The 19,475-nt window shown below is 71.8% G+C and carries 14 protein-coding genes; 3 read left to right on the forward strand and 11 right to left on the reverse strand.

What is annotated here, in order from left to right; genetic code table 11:
* Positions 1 to 288: 288 nt before the first annotated feature.
* Entirely contained in the window at positions 289 to 1,686 is a 1,398-nt protein-coding gene (locus tag ABD901_RS08880) for an ROK family protein (protein WP_345123189.1), read from the reverse strand.
* 99 nt (positions 1,687 to 1,785) lie between these two features.
* Here ABD901_RS08880 and ABD901_RS08885 point away from each other — a divergent pair, with 99 nt between their 5' ends.
* Positions 1,786 to 2,241, forward strand: coding sequence for an RrF2 family transcriptional regulator (locus ABD901_RS08885; RefSeq protein WP_223102116.1), 456 nt, complete (start codon positions 1,786 to 1,788; stop codon positions 2,239 to 2,241).
* Between the two features lie 455 nt (positions 2,242 to 2,696).
* Here ABD901_RS08885 and ABD901_RS08890 read toward each other — a convergent pair whose 3' ends face one another.
* From ABD901_RS08890 to pyk, 4 genes are all read right to left on the reverse strand, one after another.
* Positions 2,697 to 3,197 carry an NADPH-dependent FMN reductase gene (locus tag ABD901_RS08890; RefSeq protein ID WP_345123192.1) on the reverse strand — a complete coding sequence of 167 codons (501 nt, stop codon included), beginning with the start codon at positions 3,195 to 3,197 and terminating at the stop codon, positions 2,697 to 2,699.
* A gap of 156 nt (positions 3,198 to 3,353) precedes the next feature.
* Positions 3,354 to 3,809 carry an RrF2 family transcriptional regulator gene (locus ABD901_RS08895; protein ID WP_345123194.1) on the reverse strand — a complete coding sequence of 152 codons (456 nt, stop codon included), beginning with the start codon at positions 3,807 to 3,809 and terminating at the stop codon, positions 3,354 to 3,356.
* A 4-nt stretch (positions 3,810 to 3,813) separates the two neighbouring features.
* Positions 3,814 to 4,683 (reverse strand): acyl-CoA thioesterase, encoded by an 870-nt coding sequence (locus tag ABD901_RS08900; RefSeq protein ID WP_345123583.1) that lies wholly within the window; start codon positions 4,681 to 4,683, stop codon positions 3,814 to 3,816.
* 47 nt (positions 4,684 to 4,730) lie between these two features.
* Complete coding sequence (gene pyk, locus ABD901_RS08905; RefSeq protein ID WP_345123197.1) at positions 4,731 to 6,152, reverse strand: pyruvate kinase; 1,422 nt, start codon at positions 6,150 to 6,152, stop codon at positions 4,731 to 4,733.
* Positions 6,153 to 6,254: 102 nt separating this feature from the next.
* Here pyk and ABD901_RS08910 point away from each other — a divergent pair, with 102 nt between their 5' ends.
* Positions 6,255 to 7,376 carry a low temperature requirement protein A gene (locus ABD901_RS08910; protein ID WP_345123199.1) on the forward strand — a complete coding sequence of 374 codons (1,122 nt, stop codon included), beginning with the start codon at positions 6,255 to 6,257 and terminating at the stop codon, positions 7,374 to 7,376.
* Here ABD901_RS08910 and ABD901_RS08915 read toward each other — a convergent pair.
* The 6 genes from ABD901_RS08915 to gltB form a co-directional block, all read right to left on the reverse strand.
* A complete protein-coding gene (locus ABD901_RS08915; protein WP_345123201.1) occupies positions 7,360 to 8,511 on the reverse strand; it encodes a mechanosensitive ion channel family protein in 1,152 nt (383 codons plus the stop codon). The genes ABD901_RS08910 and ABD901_RS08915 overlap by 17 nt on opposite strands.
* Positions 8,512 to 8,591: 80 nt before the next feature.
* The gene (locus ABD901_RS08920) at positions 8,592 to 9,710 is read right to left on the reverse strand and encodes a S8 family serine peptidase (protein WP_345123204.1); all 1,119 of its coding nucleotides are present in this window, start codon (positions 9,708 to 9,710) and stop codon (positions 8,592 to 8,594) included.
* Complete coding sequence (locus ABD901_RS08925) at positions 9,707 to 10,921, reverse strand: hypothetical protein (RefSeq protein WP_345123206.1); 1,215 nt, start codon at positions 10,919 to 10,921, stop codon at positions 9,707 to 9,709. The genes ABD901_RS08920 and ABD901_RS08925 overlap by 4 nt, the downstream gene beginning before the upstream one ends.
* On the reverse strand, positions 10,921 to 11,349 hold the full coding sequence (locus tag ABD901_RS08930; RefSeq protein ID WP_345123208.1) for a hypothetical protein: 429 nt from the start codon (positions 11,347 to 11,349) through the stop codon (positions 10,921 to 10,923). The genes ABD901_RS08925 and ABD901_RS08930 overlap by 1 nt, the downstream gene beginning before the upstream one ends.
* Before the next feature lie 128 nt (positions 11,350 to 11,477).
* Entirely contained in the window at positions 11,478 to 12,953 is a 1,476-nt protein-coding gene (locus ABD901_RS08935; RefSeq protein ID WP_345123210.1) for a glutamate synthase subunit beta, read from the reverse strand.
* A complete protein-coding gene (gltB, locus tag ABD901_RS08940; RefSeq protein WP_452094411.1) occupies positions 12,946 to 17,487 on the reverse strand; it encodes a glutamate synthase large subunit in 4,542 nt (1,513 codons plus the stop codon). The genes ABD901_RS08935 and gltB overlap by 8 nt, the downstream gene beginning before the upstream one ends.
* Before the next feature lie 569 nt (positions 17,488 to 18,056).
* On the opposite strand from gltB, the gene ABD901_RS08945 reads away from it, so the two are divergent.
* Entirely contained in the window at positions 18,057 to 19,328 is a 1,272-nt protein-coding gene (locus ABD901_RS08945; RefSeq protein ID WP_345123214.1) for a L,D-transpeptidase, read from the forward strand.
* Positions 19,329 to 19,475 lie beyond the last annotated feature (147 nt).

Here is a 19,475-nt window from a genome sequence, read left to right on the forward strand (position 1 = left end):
TACGCCGCGGGCGAGGGTTTGTTCAAGATAAGAACTAACCTCGATCACACGAGGTTCCCGCCCCTTCTCCACGGCAATTTCACCCGGTAGAGGGCGATCTGTCCCGGCTGCGGCGCACAGGAAGCCCCCTACCCGCAGCAACGCCTCACACAACGCCGGACGGCAACGGGCGCGCCGTCAGCGGCAGCGCAGCGCGGCGCAGCGCGGCGCGGCGCGGCGTTGGAAGCGACGCGGCGTTGGAAGCGACGCGGCGTTGGAAGCGACGCGGTGCTGAACGGGAACGCAGCCTCAGGCGCGGAACACCACGCGGTAGTACGTCTCCGAGTGCTGCAACGCCAGCAGCACCGCCCCTCGCACCTCGGCATCCGGCCCGAGCACCGACGCCCGGATCTCCACCCCGCGCAGCGCCGGCGCGAGCGCGTGCCGTTCCACCGCGGCCCGCAGCGGGTCGAGCAGCAGGTCGCCGATGGCCGCGAGGCCGCCCCCCACCACGACGAGCGCCGGGTTGTACGCGTTGATGAGCCACGACGCCGCCAGCCCCAGGTGCTCGCCGACGGCCGCGATCACCGCACCCGCCACCGCGTCACCGGCCTGCGCGGCCGCCGCCACGTCCCGCGCGTCGAACCCGTCGAGCCCGGCCAGGCTGGAGTCCTCCCCCGCCGCCAGGGCCCGCCGCGCGGCCCGCACGATCGCCGGGCCCGACGCCACCGTCTCCAGGCATCCGACGTTGCCGCAGTTGCAGGGCTCCGAGAGCCCCGGTACCGCGTTGTGCCCGATCTCCCCCGCGGTCCCGCCGACGCCGTGGAACACCCGCCCGTCGGACAGCACCCCGGCGGACAGGCCCGTTCCGGCGTAGAGCAGCGCAAGGTCCCCGGCGCGCTCGCCCGCCCCCTCGAGGTTCTCGGCGACGGCCGCCGCCTGGCCGGCGTTGTGCACGTACACGGGCGCCCCGAGCTCGGCGGCGAGCATGTCGCGCACCGGCACGTCGCGCCAGCCGAGGTTCGGCGCCAGCAGGCAGACCCCGGTGTGGAAGTCGGTGAGCCCGGGCAGCACGGCCCCGACGGCGGCGATCTTCGCACCCGGCAGCCCGGCCCCGGCGATCGCGTCGCGCACCTCGGCCGCCACCCGCCCGAGCACCACCCCGGGCTCCGCGGGCGCAAGCCCGTCCCACGAGCTGCTGTCCCTTGCCCCCACGCCGCCGTCCCGCGTCGGAGTGTCGCTGTCACCGCGCATGGTGCCATCCGCTGCGTCGTCGCGAGCGGCCGCGGCCGCTATCTCCTGCGCGGACGGGTCGGCATGGGGTGCGGACGGGCGTTCCATCGGGCGCGGGGTGGGGAACTCGCGGCGGGCTATCTCCTCGCCGGCGGCGTCGCCGATGGCGATCGTGGTGCGGCGGGCGCCGATGTGGACGCCGACGACCAGTTGGGAGCGGGCGTTGAACTCGAGCAGGATCGGGGGGCGGCCGCCGCTGACGGCCGTGGAGCCGGGGCCGATCTCGCGGACCAGGCCGTCGGCGATGAGCTCGTCGACGATCGCGGACACCGTGGGCTTGGCCAGGGTCGTCGAGCGGGCGATGCTCGCGCGCGAGACCGGGCCGCCCTCCTTGACCAGGGCCAGCACCAGTGAGCGGTTGACCTCCCGCATCACATTGTGGTCGGCGCCGCGGCGCGGCTCATCTGATCGCATAATCCGACAACGCTACCCCGGCGATCACCCGTGGGCGGGCCCCCTACATTGGTATCGGACAACCTACGCCACAAGCCCGGCCGGAAAGGCAGCCTTTCGATGCACATCTCGGCGCGCGGGGATTATGCCGTTCGAGCCTCGCTCGGGCTCGCCGCCGCCTACCCGGCGGTGGTGTCGGCCGCCGGACTCGCCGACGAACAGGACATGCCCCGCAAGTTCCTCGAGGCGGTGCTCGGCGACCTGCGCCGTGCGGGCCTGGTGCGGGGGCAGCGCGGCGTCGACGGCGGCTACGTGCTCACCCGCCAACCCTCGGAGATCATGGTCGGCGACGTCCTGCGCGCCGTCGACGGGCCGCTCGCGGAGGTGCGGGGGGTGCGGCCGGAGGAGGCCATGTACTCCGGCACCGCCGAGCACCTGCAGCAGCTGTGGGTCGCGGTGCGGGCCGCAGTGCGCAACGTGCTCGACGAGGTCAGCCTCGCCGACGTCGTGCGCGGGCGGATGCCGGCACACGTGCGGCGCCTCACCACGCCGCCGGCGGCCTGGCAGCCCCGCTGACCGGTGCATGGCGCGGCGCCTCGCCACGCCATGCTCCGGCGGTCCAGCGGCCCCCGCCGACCAGCGCGCATGCGCTGCGCCTTGCCGCATCGCCGGCGGCCTAGAGGCTCCGCCGACCGGCGCACGCGCGGCGCCTCAGCACGCCGCCGGCTTGGACACGCCCGCTGACCAGCGCGCACGCGCGGCGCCTCACCACGCCGCCGGCTTGGACGCGCCCGCTGACTAGCGCGCACGCGCGGCGTCTTACCGCGCCGCCGGCTCGGTGGCCCCGCCGACCGGCGCATGCGCGGCGCCTCAGCACTTACCGGCGACCAGGCAGCGCGCTGGCACGGAGCGCCGCTCGCGCGGATCTCAAGAGCGGCAGTGCTCACCAACGGCACGGCGCATCGCGGGAACCCGAAGCCGCTCACCGGCCAGGCGCATCGCTTCCGGTCGGCCGTTGCATCGATCGACGGCTAGCTCACGCCGGCGGGGGTGAAGGAGTCGCCGATGCGGGTCACGTACTCGGCGGCGGCCGTTCCGGCGTTCGCCAGGTCCTGTTCCACCACGGCCAGGCCGGGGTCCACGGGGACGGCGGCCAGTTCGGTGAGCAGTTCGCGCAGGTGGCGTTCGGTCGCCTCGGCCTGCTGCGGTACGCCGGCGGTGACCACCGTGACGGCGGCCGCGTCGCGGAGGGCCTGCGGCGGGAGCTGGTCGAGCAGGACCTTGAGGACGCCGGTGTAGGTGCCCTTGTACGTCGGGGTGGCCACGACGAGCACGCTGGCGCGGCGCAGGCGGTCCAGGGCGTCCTGGACCTGGCCGTCGGCGGGCTGCAGCAGGCGTGTGCCGAGCGCGGCGACGTCGATGGTGTGCGGCACCGGCTGGGCGAGGCGGGCCGCGAGCGCGGCGCCGACCTCCTCGGCGAGGTGCAGGGTGCGGGAGTGCGGGCGCGGGTTCCCCGAGAGCACGACGATCACCCGCCGATCGTATCCCCTATCAATCCGATGGGGAATAGCGGGTTTTTCGGCTCTTGGCACCGCGGAGGTGGCAGCGGAGGGCCGCCAGGCCCGAAGCGGTGTCTGGTGGGAACAACGGTCGTCAGTTGCGCGGGCCCGAGTCCCGGAAAAAGGTCCTTACACCCAGGCTCGCGGGTCGGCGACCAGGTCGCGCACGCGCTCGGGCAGCTCGCCGGTCACCACGTCCTCGATCGTGACGGTCTCGAGGATGAGGCGCTCGTTGGCGCGCAGCGCGATCCACACGTCCTGCAACGCCGACGCGGCGCCGTGGTAGCCGAGCTCCTCCGGGCGCTGGCCGCGAACGTTGGCGAGCGGGCCGTCGATCACGCGGATGATCTCGGCCAGGGAGATGTCGGCGGCCGGGCGGGCCAGGCGATAGCCGCCCTCGGGGCCGCGCTGGGCGACCACCACGCCGCCGCGGCGCAGCTGCAGCAGGATGCTCTCCAGGAACTTCGGCGGGATCTGCTGGGCGCTGGCGAGGCGGTCCGCGGTCACCAGCTTGCCGTCGGCGGAGGTGGCCGCCAACTCCGCCACCGCGCGCAGCGCGTAGTCAACTCGGGCCGAAAGGCGCATGTCATCATCCTCCCACGCGTCGCAACAGGCCCTCCTGCACGGCCGTGGCGATGTGGCGGCCGTCCACGGTGAACATCCGGCCGGTGGCCAGGCCGCGGGCGCCGGAGGCCGACGGGCTCACGCAGTCGTAGAGGAACCACTCGTCGGCGCGGAACGGGCGGTGGAACCACATCGCGTGGTCGAGGCTCGCGCCGACGAAGCCGCCGGGGCCCCAGACGGCGCCGTGCGCGGAGAGCACCGAGTCCAGCAGCGTCAGGTCGGAGGCGAAGGTGAGCACGCAGGTGTGCAGCACCGGGTCGTCGGGCAGCTTGCCGTCCAGGCGCATCCAGACGCGCTGGCGGGCCTCGGCGGGGCGGTCGCCGGGCGGCACCCAGCCGGGCTCGCCGACGTAGCGCACGTCGATCGGTTGCTGCACGGTGGTCCAGATGCCGGCGCGCTCCGGGTACTTCGCCAGGCGCTCGGCCATCGTCGGCACCTCGTCCGGCGGCGGCACGTCCAGCGGGGCCGGCTCGTGGTGGTCCAGGCCCTCCTCGGGCCGGTGGAACGAGGCCGACATGAAGAAGATGACCTTGCCGTGCTGCTCGGCGACGGAGCGGCGCACCGAGAACGAGCGGCCGTCGCGGATGCTCTCCACGGTGTAGGTGATCGGCACGCTCGGGTCGCCGGGGCGCACGAAGTAGCCGTGCAGCGAGTGCACCTGGCGGCCGGGCTCGACGGTGCGGCCGGCGGCGACGAGGGCCTGGCCGGCCACCTGCCCGCCGAAGACACGCTGGGGGCCGACCGGCGGGCTGATGCCCAGGAACCGGTCGTCCCCCAGCGCCTCGAGGTCCAGGAGCCGCACGAGCGCGTCCACCGCGGCCTGCCCGCTAGCCAGTTCGGTCACACGGACAACATACGCAGGAACTCGCCCGCCGGGCGGCGTCAATCCTGTGACAGTGCTCCCAGCTGGTGGACGCGCAGCGTGTTCGTCGAGCCCGGGGTGCCGGGCGGGGAGCCGGCGACGATGACCACGTCGTCGCCGGGCGCGAGCCACGGCAGGCCGACGAGGGCCAGGTCCACCTGCTGGAACATCTCGTCCGTGTGCTCCACGAACGGCACGTCGAAGGTCTGCACGCCCCAGCTCAGGGTGAGCTGGTTGCGGACCGTGGGCTCCGGGGTGAACGCCAGCAGCGGCAGCTCGCAGTGCAGCCGCGCCAGGCGGCGCACGGTGTCGCCGGTCTGGGAGAACGCGACGAGGGCCTTCGCGCCGATGTTGCGCGCGATGTTGGACGCCGCCGACGTCAGGGCGCCGCCCTTGGTGCGCGGGTCGTGCTGCAGCCGGGGCACGGACAGCGAGCCGCCCTCGGTGGTCGCCACGATGCGGGCCATCGTCGAGACCGTCAGGATGGGGTACTTCCCGACGCTGGTCTCCCCCGACAGCATGACGGCGTCGGCGCCGTCGAGCACGGCGTTGGCCACGTCGGAGGCCTCGGCCCGGGTCGGCCGCGCGTTCTCGATCATCGAGTCGAGCATCTGGGTCGCGACGATGACCGGCTTGGCCTGCTCGCGGCACAGCTGCACGGCGCGCTTCTGCACCAGCGGCACCTGCTCCAGCGGCATCTCCACGCCGAGGTCGCCGCGGGCGACCATGACGCCGTCGAACGCGTTGACGATCGCCTCGAGCGCGGCGACCGCCTCCGGCTTCTCGACCTTGGCGATGACGGGGCGGTGCACGCCCTCCTCCGCCATGATCTCGTGGACGAGCTTGATGTCGTCCGGCGAGCGCACGAACGACAGCGCGATCCAGTCCACGCCCAGGCGCAGCGCGAAGCGCAGGTCCTCGGCGTCCTTCTCCGACAGCGCGGGCACGCTGACCGCCACGTTGGGCAGGGAGACGCCCTTGTTGTTGGAGACCATGCCGCCCTCGGTGACGAGCACCGAGATGTCCGGGCCGGTGACGCCGGTCACCTCGACGGCGACCTTGCCGTCGTCGATGAGCAGCCGGTCGCCGGCCTTGACCTCCTGCGGAAGCTTCTTGTAGGTGCACGAGACGCGGTCGGCGGTGCCGATGATCTCGTCGCTGGTGATGACCGCGGTGTAGCCGGTCGGCCATTCGTGCGGGCCGTCGGCGAAACGGCCGAGGCGGATCTTGGGACCCTGCAGGTCCGCGAGGATGCCCACGGGGCGGCCGGCGCCGATGGCGGCCTCCCGAACGAGGTTGTACACCGAGGCGTGGTCCTCGTGGCTTCCGTGGCTGAAGTTGAGCCGCGCGACGTCCATACCGGCGTCGACGAGGCCACGGAGCCGCTCGGCCGACGAAGTGGCGGGGCCGAGCGTACAGACGATTTTGGCGCGTCGAGTCACACACTGAGGCTAGCCCCTCCACCACAGCGCGTATCCGCTGCCCCGGCCCCCACGCCATCAGTTGAGACGCTGGAAACCCGGGCTTTGCTCGATACTGGTCCGATGTCCACCCTCCCCCAGTGGCGCCGGCCGATGCGGGCCCGCGACAGCAACGAGCCGCACCGCGTCGCCACCCCGCTCGAGCTGCTGTTCGACCTGTGCTTCGTGGTCGCCATCGCGCAGCTGGGCCAGCTGCTGCACCACTCGGTGTCCGAGGGCCACGCGGCGCACGGGATCGCCGGGTTCCTGATGGTGTTCTTCGCCATCTGGTGGGCGTGGATGAACTTCACGTGGTTCGCCTCGGCGTACGACGCCGACGACGTGCCCTATCGGCTGACGGCCCTGCTGCAGATCTCCGGGGTGCTGGTCCTCGCCGCCGGGGTGCCCGCCGCCTTCGAGGGCCGGCTCGGCTTCGTGACCCTCGGTTACGCGATCATGCGGATCGGGCTCACCGCCCAGTGGCTGCGCGCCGCGCACGCCCGCGACGAGGGCCGGGGCACCGCGTTGCGGATGGCGGCCGGCGTCTCGACGGTCATGGTCGGCTGGGGCCTGATCCTGTTCTCCCACGGCACCGCGCACACGCTGCTGTTCGTGCTGATGGCGGCGGCCGAGCTCGCGGTGCCGGTGTGGGCGGAGCGGCGCTGGTCCACGCCGTGGCACCCGCACCACATCGCCGAGCGGTACGGCCTGCTGTTCATCATCGTCCTCGGCGAGATCGTGCTGTCCACCACGCTCGCCGTGGAGGGCGGCTTCGACACGGCCCGCCTGTGGTGGGTGGCCGGCAGCGGCCTGCTGATCGTGTTCTGTTTCTGGTGGCTGTACTTCGAGGAGCCCGTCCACCACCGCCTGGTCGACAACCGGCGCGCGTTCGTGTGGGGCTACGGGCACTTCTTCGTGTTCGCCTCGGCGGCGGCGCTGGGCTCGGGCCTTGCGGTCGCGCTGACCGTCCCCGACGGCCCGACGCTGCGCGGGAACCTGGCGGTCTGCATCCCCGTGGCGCTGCTGCTGGTGTCACTGCAGCTGCTGCACCTGCCGCGTTCCGGGGCGATTTTGGTGTACATCTCGGCGCTGGTTGTGATGTGTGCCGCATTCGCCGGTCCCGCGCTGCCCATCGTGGCCTTCGTCCTGGTGGCGATGGTGGCGGCCAGGGTGCTCATTCGCGCCCGGCTCACTCGCGACCGGTGAACGCTTCTGCCCGGGCGCGGCCGTCGACGCTGTGGCTGAACACGCGGGAGTCGCTGTCGGTGGTGACGGTCTGCCCGGTCAGCGTCGCGTGCACCGGCATTGCCGAGCCCACCTCGGCCCGCAGCCGCGGCAGCGCCGCCGGGTGCGCGTCGCGCAGCCACGTCACCAGGTGCTCGCGCACGAAGCAGCGCAGGTCCCACAGCCGCGGCGCGTCCTGCGCGCTGACGAGCGCCCGCAGCCGCATCGCGCTGCCGGTCGCCTCGATCACCTGCAGCACCGAAACCCGCCCGTCCCACAGGTCCGTGGACTCCAGCCCCCGCCGCAATTCCTCGCGCATCTCCGCCACCGGCAGCCACCAGTCCACGTCGAAGTTGACGGCGCCGAGCAGCGCGGAGTCGGTCCGCGTCCAGTTCTCGAACGGCCGCTCCGTGAACCGCGACGTCGGCAGGATCAGCCGCCGGTCGTCCCAGATGTGCACGACGACGTACGACAGGGTGATCTCCTGCACCCGCCCCCACTCGTTCTCCACGATGACCACGTCCCCGAGCCGCACCGCGTCGGAGAACGCCAGCTGCAGCCCGGCGAACACGTTGCGCAGCACGCTCTGCGCGGCCAGACCGGCGAGGATGCCCGCGAACCCGGCGCTGGCCAGCACGCTCGTGCCCACCAGCCGCGCCTGCGGAAACGTCATCAGCATCACGGCAGCCGCCAGCACCGCCATCACGGCAACGGTCACCCGCCGGACCATCACCACCTGTGTGTGCACCCGCCGCGCCGTACGGTTGTCCGGCACGTCGGTCCGAAACCGCGACAGCGCCGTCTCTTCGGCCACCACGAGCAGCGCCGCAAGCAGCCACGCCGCGGTCCCGATGATGATCAGCTGATCGAGGTGCAGAAACGTGTGCCGCCACGAGGCGCCGTCGGCGGTGGAGCGCACCGACAAGTACACCGAGCAGAGCACAACGACCCACTGCACCGGCCGGTGCGACCGGTTGGCCAGGTCGGTGACAAACTTCGACTGCCTCCCGGCCCGCAACAACACCTTGTGCACGAAGTGCACCGCCAGCAACGCCAGGAGCGCCACCCCGAGCGCAACCCCGAGCGGCGCGAGCGTGTCAACGACCGTCTCCCGCATTCTGCGCGCCTTACCCGCGCCGGGTGATCGCCACACTCCCGCGGGAGGTGATCAATCTCGCGGTACCGTCCCCTCCGGCCTCACCTGCGCACGCGCGCCGCCCGCCACAACACCAGCCCGGCGAGCAGCACCAGCGCCACTCCCCCGGCGGCCACCACTGCCGCCTTGACCGGCTTTCCGCCCGTCCCACCCCCCTCCGCCGAGGCCGACGCCGGGACCGGCGGCGCTCCCGCCGACGCCGACGACGACGGCTGGGGTGGCGGGAGGTCGGCGGTGAGCGCGGCGAGCGGATTCACGACCCCGAAGCCGTACTCGTCATCGCGGCCCGGCCTGCCCTTGTCCGTAGCCGTGGCCGTGATCCGATGGACCACCTCGGGCCCGGACAGGCTCGGATACTTGGCCCGCACCAGCGCCACGACCCCGGACACGAGAGCCGCCGCATCACTCGTACCGCTGCTGACGGCGTACTTCCCGGACGGCTTCGTCGAGACGACGTCGACCGCCGGGGCAGCGATCACCAGCTGCGGCCCGGTAGCCGAAATCGATGCATGGTTGCCGCCGCGGTCGGTTCCGCCGACAGCGAGTACTCCGGGTAGCGACGCCGGAAACGCGACGGCGGTCTGGTCAGGGGTGTTGCCCGCAGCGGCGACGATGACGACATCCGATCGCATCGCCCGCTCGACGGACTCCCGCACCGTGGCATCCTCACCGGTACCCCCGGCGATGCAGATCACCCTCGCACCATGGTCGACGGCCCAGTCGATACCCGCCGCGAGGAACGCCGGGACGCCGTGCCCGTCCTCGCTGCGCAGCGTCTGGAGCGGCAGGATCATAGACTTCGGCGCAACTCCGAGCACACCTCCGCCACCGGGCAGCCCACGGCCCGCAATCAGCCCGGCCATCGCGGTGCCGTGGCCGATCCAGTCGATCTTGCCCTCGCTGTCGTTGCCCTCGCCGAAGCCTTTGCCCGGCAGCACGGCACCTGCCAATTCGGCATGGGTGACGTCGACCCCGGTGTCCGCGAGGCCGACGACGACCCCCTCGCCCTGACCGAGCTTCTGCGCCTCGGCAATCCCGAGCGCGGCCAGGTACCACTGCTCGTCCCGAATGTTGTCGGCGGTTGCCGGACGGAGCGCGGTCAGCAGAACGACAACGACCGTAGCGGTGACAACGCCCGCGCGGCGAAGCGAGGCGGTCAACGGTCGATCCCGAGGACTCCGGGGCCTGGATCGTGCCGTCCAGCGGCCGGCGCGTCCAGCACGGGCGGAACTCCCTCGTCCACCGCCCAGAGCCCGTCGTCGTCAACGCGCCTCGACCGGCGGCGCTCGGCGTACACCTCGAACGAACGGTCCCGGTATCCGCCGGCCGGGCTGCTCGAGCCTCGCGACCCGGCAGACTCGGACGAGGCGGCGGGCCGGCCGGCCGTGGCCCGCCGAGCCGCCGGCGCCGAACCGGCTCGGGACCCGGCACCAGTCGTGGGTACGGTGGTGAACCGGCCGCCGGCCTGGGCGTAGGTTCCTGGCGCACCGATCACGCCGCCCGGACCGATGACACCCGGACCCAGCGAGCTCCCGACGCCCGATCCCGCTGTCGGGCGGCTTGGGCCCGCACCGAAGTCCCCGCCGATCACTCCGACCGAGCCCGGCGGCGTGGCGCCGACGATGGCTCCGACGGCGCCGCCCGGGCGCTCACCCAGGTCGCCCGTGAGTACGACATCGTTGCCGCCAGTCGATCCGGGATCGGAGTCCGCGAGACCGCCGTCAATCGGGCCTGAGACAGGCGGCGCATCGAAGATCGGCGGGCGCAGCAACTCCGACTGGCTGCTGCCGTTCGACGCCCGCGAGCCCGCGGACGATCCTGCGCCGCCATCGACGCCGTCCGTTGGTTGCCGGTCGATGGTTTGGCCGTCATCGGCGTAACGGCTGTACGGCGGCAGGCCAGTGTTGATCTTTTCGGAGGCCTTGGCGACCTTCGCGTCGGCCGCGACGAGTACAGCTCGACCGCGCTCGTTCAGCTGCGCGTCGTTCGCGCTCGGGGCCACCATGTCCGCGCCGCGACCTCGGTGAGAGTACGCAGCCATCAGCGGCTCGATCTGGCGCCTGGCGTCGCGGATCGCGGCGAACACCTCGTCAACGCCGACACAGACACGCCCGGCCGCGTCCGCAGCGAGCGTCAGAGTATCGATCATGGCGTTGATCCGGCCGACAAAGGCGGCGGCAGCCTGGCTCCTTGCCGGAGGCCAGCCGTCGATCAGGCGGTCCCGCTGCGCCCTGAGGTTGTCGCGTTGCTGCTCGAGCGCCACGCGAAGCCGATTCAGGGCGTTGACATGGATGAATCCAGCCTCTGGGTCCTCACTCGCGACCATGTCCCAGAGCTTGGGCAACGGGAGCCCGTCGTAGGCCTCTGCCATCAGACGGGCCTGCCAGTCTTCGGATCAACCGCTTGCGCATCAGCCGCCGAAAGACGCTTCGCGCTACCGAAGGCGCCATCAACCTGCTCCTGCGACATCACGTCCGCGTCCGCGTACGCATCGGCGATGTCCTGCGCCGCCTGTGCCATGACCGCCCCGTTATGCAGCAGGACGTCCAGCAGGTCGTACAGTTCGAGCAGCCGGGCGTAGTAGTCCGCGGCCGCCTGCCGCACGACCGGACTTCGCGTCGTCGCACCGAACATCTGCGCGCCCGAAAAGATGTGCAGGGTCTGGATCTTCTCGGACGACAGATGTACGTCGAGGTCGTGCCGAAGGTCCGCAGCAAATGCCCGGACCGCCTGGGGGTCCACCGCGAAGCCGCGCTGGTCACTCATCGCGCCCTCCCCGCCACGATGCGCATCGAACATCGTGACCGTAGCGGAAAAGGCGGGTGTGGTGCGGTCCCGGCGGGGCGATCCCGCACAAGGCGCAAAACGGGCGCGTCAGCGGTGGCCTGGGAGCGAACCGGCTGCGTGGTCCGCTCCCGAAGAGCGTCTCAGGCGGACAGGGCCACCGCGGACGGGTCGACCGGCGACGGCAGGGTGCCGTCGCCGCCCAGGTAGGCGTGGATCGACGCGGCGGCGGCGCGGCCCTCGGCGATCGCCCACACGATGAGTGACGCGCCGCGGTGCATGTCGCCGGCGATGAAGACGCCGGGGGCGCTGCTCTGCCAGTCGCTGCCGGTGTCGATGCCGCCGCGGCGGTTGCGGGTCAGGCCGAGGTTGGCCAGCAGCGGACCCTCCTCGGTGCCCTCGAAGCCGATGGCCAGCAGCACCAGGTCGGCGGGGTACTCGCGCTCGGTGCCCTCCACGACGCTGACCGTGCGGCGACCGTCCAACCTGGACACCTGCACTTCGGCGATGCGCACCGCGGTGAGGTTGCCCTCGGCGTCGCCCTCGAACGAGGTGACGGCGACGGCGAAGGCGCGCTCGCCGCCCTCCTCGTGCGCGGGGTAGTTGCGCAGGATCCACGGCCACGTCGGCCACGGGTCGCGGGACTCGTCGCGCTCGTCCGGCGGCAGCGGGTACTGGTCCAGCTGCAGCACCGAGCGGGCGCCCTGGCGGTGCGTGACGCCGAGGCAGTCGGCGGCGGTGTCGCCGCCGCCGATGATGACCACGTGCTTGCCCTCGGCGCTGATCGACGCCGACGGCTGCCGGCCGGCGACGACCCGGTTGGACTCGACGAGGTGCTCCATCGCGAGGTGGATGCCGCGCAGCTCGCGGCCCGGCGTCTGCGGGGTGTCGCGGCCGGCGAGCGCGCCGCAGGCCAGCAGCAGCGCGTCGTGCGAGGCGCGCAGCTCCTCGACGGAGACGGTCACGCCGACGTTCACGCCGGTCTTGAAGCGCACGCCCTCGGCGCGCAGCTGCTCGAGGCGCTTGTCGATGTGCTCCTTCTCGAGCTTGAAGTCCGGGATGCCGTACCGCAGCAGCCCGCCCAGCGCGTCGTCGCGCTCGTAGACGGTGACGTCGTGGCCGGCGCGGGCCAGCTGCTGCGCGGCGGCGAGGCCCGCGGGGCCGGAGCCGACCACGCCGACGCTCTTGCCGGAGCGCTCCGGGGCCGGCCGCGGCGTGACCCGCCCGGCGGCGACGGCCCGGTTGATGATCTCGACCTCGACCTGCTTGATGGTGACCGCCTGGCCGCCGGCGATGGACAGCACGCAGGCCGCCTCGCACGGCGCCGGGCACAGCCGGCCGGTGAACTCCGGGAAGTTGTTCGTGGCGTGCAGCGCCTCGATGGCGAACTCCCAGTCGCCGCTCCGGACGAGGTCGTTCCAGTCCGGGATGCGGTTGCCCAGCGGGCACCCGTCGTGGCAGAACGGGATGCCGCAGTCCATGCAACGGCTCGCCTGCTCACGGACCAGCTCGTCGGAGGCGGGCGGGTACACCTCCCGCCAGTCCTGCAGGCGGACCGGCACCGGCCGCCGGGCCGGCAGCCGCCGCTCGTAGCGCAGGAAACCGTTCGGGTCAGGCACGTGCCACCTCCATGACAGCCGCATCCACGTCGCGGCCGGCAGCCTCGGCGGCCCGCATCGCCTCCATCGCGCGCTCGAAGTCGCGCGGCATGACCTCGGTGAACTCGGCGACCGCCGAGTCCCAGCCGGCCAGCATCCGCTCGGCGACCGCCGAGCCGGTTTCGGCGAGGTGCTCCTCGACCCGGGCCCGCAGCGCCGCCGGGTCCGACACCGGGCGCAGGTCGACCAGCTCGGCGTTGACGAGGTCCCGGTCGAGCCGCCAGACGAAGGCCACGCCGCCGGACATGCCCGCGGCGAAGTTGCGGCCGGTGGCGCCGAGCACGACGACGGTACCGCCCGTCATGTACTCGCAGCCGTGGTCCCCGACGCCCTCGACGACCGCGTCGGCGCCGGAGTTGCGCACCGCGAAGCGCTCGCCGGCGCGGCCGCGCATGAACAGCTGCCCACCGGTCGCGCCGTAGAGGACGGTGTTGCCGCCGATGATCTGCTCCTCGGCGACGAACGGCGCCCGCTCGTCGGGGCGCACGACGAGCCGCCCGCCGGACAGGCCCTTGCCGACGTAGTCGTTGGCATCGCCGATGAGCCGCAGGGTGACTCCGCGAGGGACCCACGCGCCGAACGACTGCCCGGCGGTGCCGCGCAGAGTAATGTCCACCGTGTTGTCGGGCAGGCCCGCGCCACCGACGCGGCGCACGATCTCGCCGCCCAGCATCGCCCCGACGGAGCGGTGCTCGTTGCGCACCGCGACCTCGAGCCGGATCGACTCGCCCGCGTCCAGGGCGGGCGACACGGCGGCGATGAGCTGGTTGTCCATCGCCCGCTCCAGCCGGTGGTCCTGCTTGGTGGTCTGGCGCCGGGCGGCGTCGTCGGCGAGAGGGGGAACGTGCAGCAGCGGGGTCAGGTCCAGCCCGCCGGCCTTCCAGTGGTCCACCGCCGGGCGCACGTCGAGCAGCTCGGTGTGGCCGATCGCCTCGTCCAGCGTGCGGAAGCCGAGCTCCGCGAGGTAGCCGCGGACCTCCTCGGCCATGAACCAGAAGAAGTTCTCGACGAACTCCGGCGAGCCGTTGAACCGCTTGCGCAGCACCGGGTTCTGCGTGGCGATGCCGACCGGGCACGTGTCGAGGTGGCAGACGCGCATCATGATGCAGCCGGAGACGATGAGCGGCGAGGTGGCGAAGCCGAACTCCTCGGCCCCGAGCAGCGCCGCGATGATCACGTCCCGCCCGGTCTTGAGCTGGCCGTCGACCTGGACGCTGACCCGGTCACGCAGGCCCGACAGCAGCAGGGTCTGCTGCGTCTCGGCCAGGCCCAGCTCCCACGGCGTGCCGGCGTGCTTGAGCGAGTTCAGGGGCGACGCACCAGTACCGCCGTCGTGTCCCGAAATCAGGATGACGTCGGCCTTCGTCTTGGCCACGCCGGCCGCGACGGTGCCCACGCCGACCTCGGAGACGAGCTTGACGTGCACGCGCGCCTCGGGGTTGACGTTCTTGAGGTCGAAGACGAGCTGCGCGAGGTCCTCGATGGAGTAGATGTCGTGGTGCGGCGGCGGGGAGATGAGCCCGACGCCGGGCGTCGCGTGGCGGGTCTTGGCGATCCACGGCCAGACCTTGTTGCCCGGCAGCTGCCCGCCCTCGCCGGGCTTGGCGCCCTGGGCCATCTTGATCTGCAGGTCGTCGGCGTTGACGAGGTACTCCGTCGTGACGCCGAAGCGGCCGCTGGCGACCTGCTTGACCGCCGAGCGGCGGCGCGGGTCGTGCAGCCGGTCCGGGTCCTCGCCGCCCTCGCCGGTGTTGGACCGGCCGCCGATGTTGTTCATCGCGATGGCGAGCGTCTCGTGCGCCTCGGCCGAGATCGAGCCGTAGGACATGGCGCCGGTCGCGAAGCGCTTCACGATCTCGGCGGCCGGTTCGACCTCGTCGATCGGCACGGCCGGGCGCGCGCCGGTGCGCAGCTCGAACAGGCCGCGCAGCGAACCGGCGCGCCCGGCGAGCTCGTCGACCTTGGCGGTGTAGCGGCGGAAGACGTCGTACTGCTTCGAGCGGGTCGCGTGCTGCAGCAGGAACACGGTCTCCGGGTTGAACAGGTGCAGCTCACCCTCGCGCCGCCACTGGTACTCGCCGCCGACCTCGAGGCGCCGGTGCGCCCGCTCGGCCTCGTTGGCCGGGTAGGCCCGCGAGTGCCGGGCGGCGATCTCGGCGTGCACCTCGGCCAGGCCGATGCCGCCGATCTTGCTCGGGGTGCCGGTGAAGTACCGCTCGACGAAGCGCGGGTCGAGCCCGACGGCCTCGAAGACCTGGGCGCCGCAGTACGACGAGACGGTCGAGATGCCCATCTTGGACATGATCTTCAGGACGCCCTTGCCGAGCGCCTTGACGTAGTTGTGGACCGCCTTGTCGGGGTCGATGTGCGTGAGGGCGCCGGTGGCGATGAGGTCCTCGACGCTCTCGAAGGCCAGGTACGGGTTGACGGCCGAGGCGCCGAAGCCGACCAGCACCGCCACGTGGTGCACCTCGCGGCAGTCGCCGGACTCGACGACGAGCGACACCTGGGTGCGGGTCTGCTCGCGCACCAGGTGCTGGTGCACGGCCGCGGTCAGCAGCAGCGACGGGATCGGGGCGAGGTCGGCGGTGGAGTCGCGGTCGGAGAGCACCAGGATGCGCACGCCGTCCTCGATGGCCTCGGACACGCCGCGCATGATCTCGACCAGGCGACGCTTGAGGCCGGTCGCGCCGTCGCGGACCGGGTAGAGGCCCGACACCCGCACGGCCTTGAAGCCGGGCAGGTCGCCGTCGTCGTCGATGTGCAGGATCTTCGCCAGGTCGTCGTTGTCGATGACCGGGTACGGCAGGGCGATCTGGCGGCACGACGCCGGCCCCGGCCGCAGCAGGTTGGCCTCGGGGCCGATCGTCGCCGCGACGCTGGTGACGAGCTCCTCGCGGATCGCGTCCAGCGGCGGGTTGGTGACCTGCGCGAAGAGCTGGGTGAAGTAGTCGTACATCAGCCGCGGCCGCGTCGAGAGCACCGCGACCGGGGTGTCCGTGCCCATCGAGCCCAGCGGCTCGGCGCCGGCGCGGGCCATCGGGCCGATGAGGATCTTGAGCTCCTCCTCGGTGTACCCGAACGTCTGCTGCCGCCGCTGCACCGAGTCGTGGGTGTAGACGACGTGCTCGCGCTCCGCCAGCTGCTCGAGGTCCATCAGCCCGGCGTGCAGCCACTCGTCGTAGGGCTCGGCGGCGGCCAGCTCGGCCTTGATCTCGTCGTCGGTGCGGATGCGCCCGGCGGCGGTGTCGACGAGCAGCATCTTGCCCGGCGCCGAACGGCCCTTGGCCACGATGGTGGCCGGGTCGAGGTCGAGCACGCCGGCCTCGCTGGCCAGCACCACCAGGCCGTCGCTGGTCTGCCACCAGCGGCCGGGGCGCAGCCCGTTGCGGTCCAGCACGGCGCCGACGACGGTGCCGTCGGTGAAGGCGACGCTCGCGGGGCCGTCCCACGGCTCCATGAGACAGGCGTGAAAGCGGTAGAAGGCCCGGCGGGCCGGTTCCATGCGCGGGTCGTTCTCCCACGCCTCGGGGATCATCATCAGCACCGCGTGCGGCAGGCTGCGCCCGGCCAGGTGCAGCAGCTCGAGCACCTCGTCGAAGTTCGCCGAGTCCGACGCCTCGGGCGTGCAGATCGGGAACAGCCGGCGAATGCTGCCCGGCAGGTTCTCGGTGGCCAGCAGCGCCTCGCGGGCGGCCATCCAGTTGCGGTTGCCGCGGATCGTGTTGATCTCGCCGTTGTGGGCGATGATGCGGTACGGGTGCGACAGCTCCCACGACGGGAACGTGTTGGTGGAGAAGCGCGAGTGCACCAGCGCGATCGCCGAGGCGACCCGCTCGTCGGACAGGTCGGGGAAGAAGGACACGACCTGGTCCGGGGTGAGCATGCCCTTGTACGTCATCGTGCGCGACGACAGCGACGGCAGGTACAGCTGCAGGCCCCGCTCGCGGGTCTCCCGCTCGGCCTGCTTGCGCACGCAGTAGACGACCCGGTCCAGCTCGAGGCCGGACAGCACCACGCCGGGCGAGCCGAGCTTCTCGGCGCTGACGAACACCTGGCGGATGCGCGGCATGGCGGCCAGCGCCGTGGCGCCGAGGTCGGTGGCGTCGGTGGGCACGTCGCGCCAGCCGAGCACCTGCGCGCCCTCGACGAGCGCGTACTTCTCCAGCACCCGCTGTGCGCGCTGCGCGGCCTCGTCGTCGGTCGGCAGGAACGCCAGGCCGGTCGCATACTGCCCGGCGGGCGGCAGCACGAACGGCACGACCTCACGCAGGAACGCGTCCGGGATCTGGATCATGATGCCGGCGCCGTCGCCGGTGTTGGGCTCTGCACCGCGGGCACCACGGTGGTCCATCCGGCGCAGCGCCGAGAGCCCCTTGAACACGACGTCATGGGACCTGCGGCCGTGGATGTCGGCTACGAAGGCGACCCCGCAGGCGTCGTGCTCAAAGGCAGGGTCGTACAGACCCTGCAGCTGCGGTCCGGGGTAAACCATCGGGCCTCCTGACGTCATCGAGTGCAAATCGGGACAACGTCGGCCCTGGGGAGCGGTCTTGCCAGTGTACGCGAAGAGCGGGCGCAATTTGCATGCTCGGTACTCGAGTCCGTACCGCATGCCAGCGCGCCCGCCGTATGTGTTGCCGACCAACGTACCGTGCGCACCGGCGGCCGACCTACAGCATGAGATCGTGACAAATCCCACGGGCCTGCACCACACCTCGGAGCGGCAATACGGCCGGTCGGGACGCCGTTACCGAACTGTCACGCAACCTCGTGCCGCCCGGATCGCGTCCAAGGAGCGGATGGCCACGGTCATCCGTTACTTCCTACGATGTTGCACGGCAAGATCGCCCGCCACCACGAGGTTCTCCCGAAGCCGCCCCGCGTAAACCGGGATCCGGCGACCGTCTCCGGGCCCACGAATCGGACACTGTGCGAAACGTGACCCGGCGAAGTTGAACCGGTGGCACAAACCCGGGATACACCGGCGTTGCAACCGGTGCATGCTCTAGTCCAACGAAGCTGACCCCAAGCAGGAACAAAGCCCAAAAAGGAGGTGTGGACATGGGAGTCTCCGCACGCGCACTGGCCACGATCGCCGCCCTCACCGGCGTTGTCGTTCTCGCTGCTGGCTGCAACGGCAGCGACGAGGTCAAATCGAAATGGAACGGCTCTGACGGCGGTGCCGGCGGCCCCTCGGCTTCCGCGTCCGCCGATCTGCCCAAGGCGGCCTTTGCCGCTCCCGCCGACGGCGCCGGCAACGTCTCCACCGCCACCGAGCTGTCCCTGCAGGGCGGGCCCGGCGCGAACGCGCAGGTCACGCTCACGGACGCGTCCGGTGCCACGGTGGCGGGCGCGCTGCGCGCGGACGGGACCAGCTGGGTCCCCAGCACGCAGCTCAAGTACGGCACGCAGTACACGGCGAGCGTGACCTCGGCCGGCGACCAGGCCGGCAAGAAGATCACGTTCACGACGATGGCCAAGCCCGGCAAGACGGTCAACGTATCGACCGCGATCTCGGACAACAAGACGTACGGCGTGGGCATGCCCATCGTCGTGCGGTTCGGCTCCAGCGTCCCGCAGGAGTTGCGCGCGGCGGTGGAGAAGCGGCTGTTGGTGACCTCCGACCCGCCCCAGGTCGGCACCTGGTACTGGTTCAACGGCGGCGAAGTGCACTACCGCCCGAAGGAGTACTGGCAGGCCGGCACCAAGATCAACGTTCGGCTCGCCGTCGGCGGCCTCCAGCTGACCAAGACCGGCTGGGGCACCAAGGACGTCACGAGCACGTTCAGCATCGGCGACAAGATCGTCATGACGACCGACGACAAGACCCACCAGATGACGGTGGAGCAGAACGGCCAGGTCATCAAGACGATCCCGGTAAGCCTCGGCAAGGCCAAGACCCCCTCCTCCAGCGGGAACATGGTGGTCATGGACAAGAACCAGTCCGAGCTGTTCGTGGGGACCGACCCCTCCGACCCGTACCGCGAGACGGTCTACTGGACGCAGCGGATGACCAGCGGCGGCGAGTACATCCACTCCGCCCCGTGGTCGGTGGACAGCCAGGGCAAGCGCAACGTCTCGCACGGCTGCACGAACGTCTCCGAGACGAACGCGAAGTACCTGTACAACCTCACCAAGATCGGCGACGTCGTGATCGTGAAGAACACGACCCGCAAGCTCGCGTGGGGCAACGGCTGGACCGACTGGGACAAGTCCTGGGACGAGTACGTCAAGGGCAGCGCCCTGCCGAAGCCGGCGGACACCGCGAGCCCCAGCACCTCGGCCTCGGCCGCCGCGTCGACGTCGGCCTCGGCCAGCGCCCCGGCCGCGTAACACCGAACCGAACAGGCAAGGCACAGCAACAGGGCAGCCACATCCTTCGCCGGGGCCGCCGTCCTGCTCCCACCGGGGCAGACGGCGGCCCCGGCGCTGTTGCAAGCCCGTCCGGCTGTCCCCGAAGGAACGATGTGAGGCTGAACG

Origin of the sequence: Dactylosporangium darangshiense, assembly GCF_039537565.1 — a bacterium.
Classification (GTDB): domain Bacteria; phylum Actinomycetota; class Actinomycetes; order Mycobacteriales; family Micromonosporaceae; genus Dactylosporangium; species Dactylosporangium darangshiense.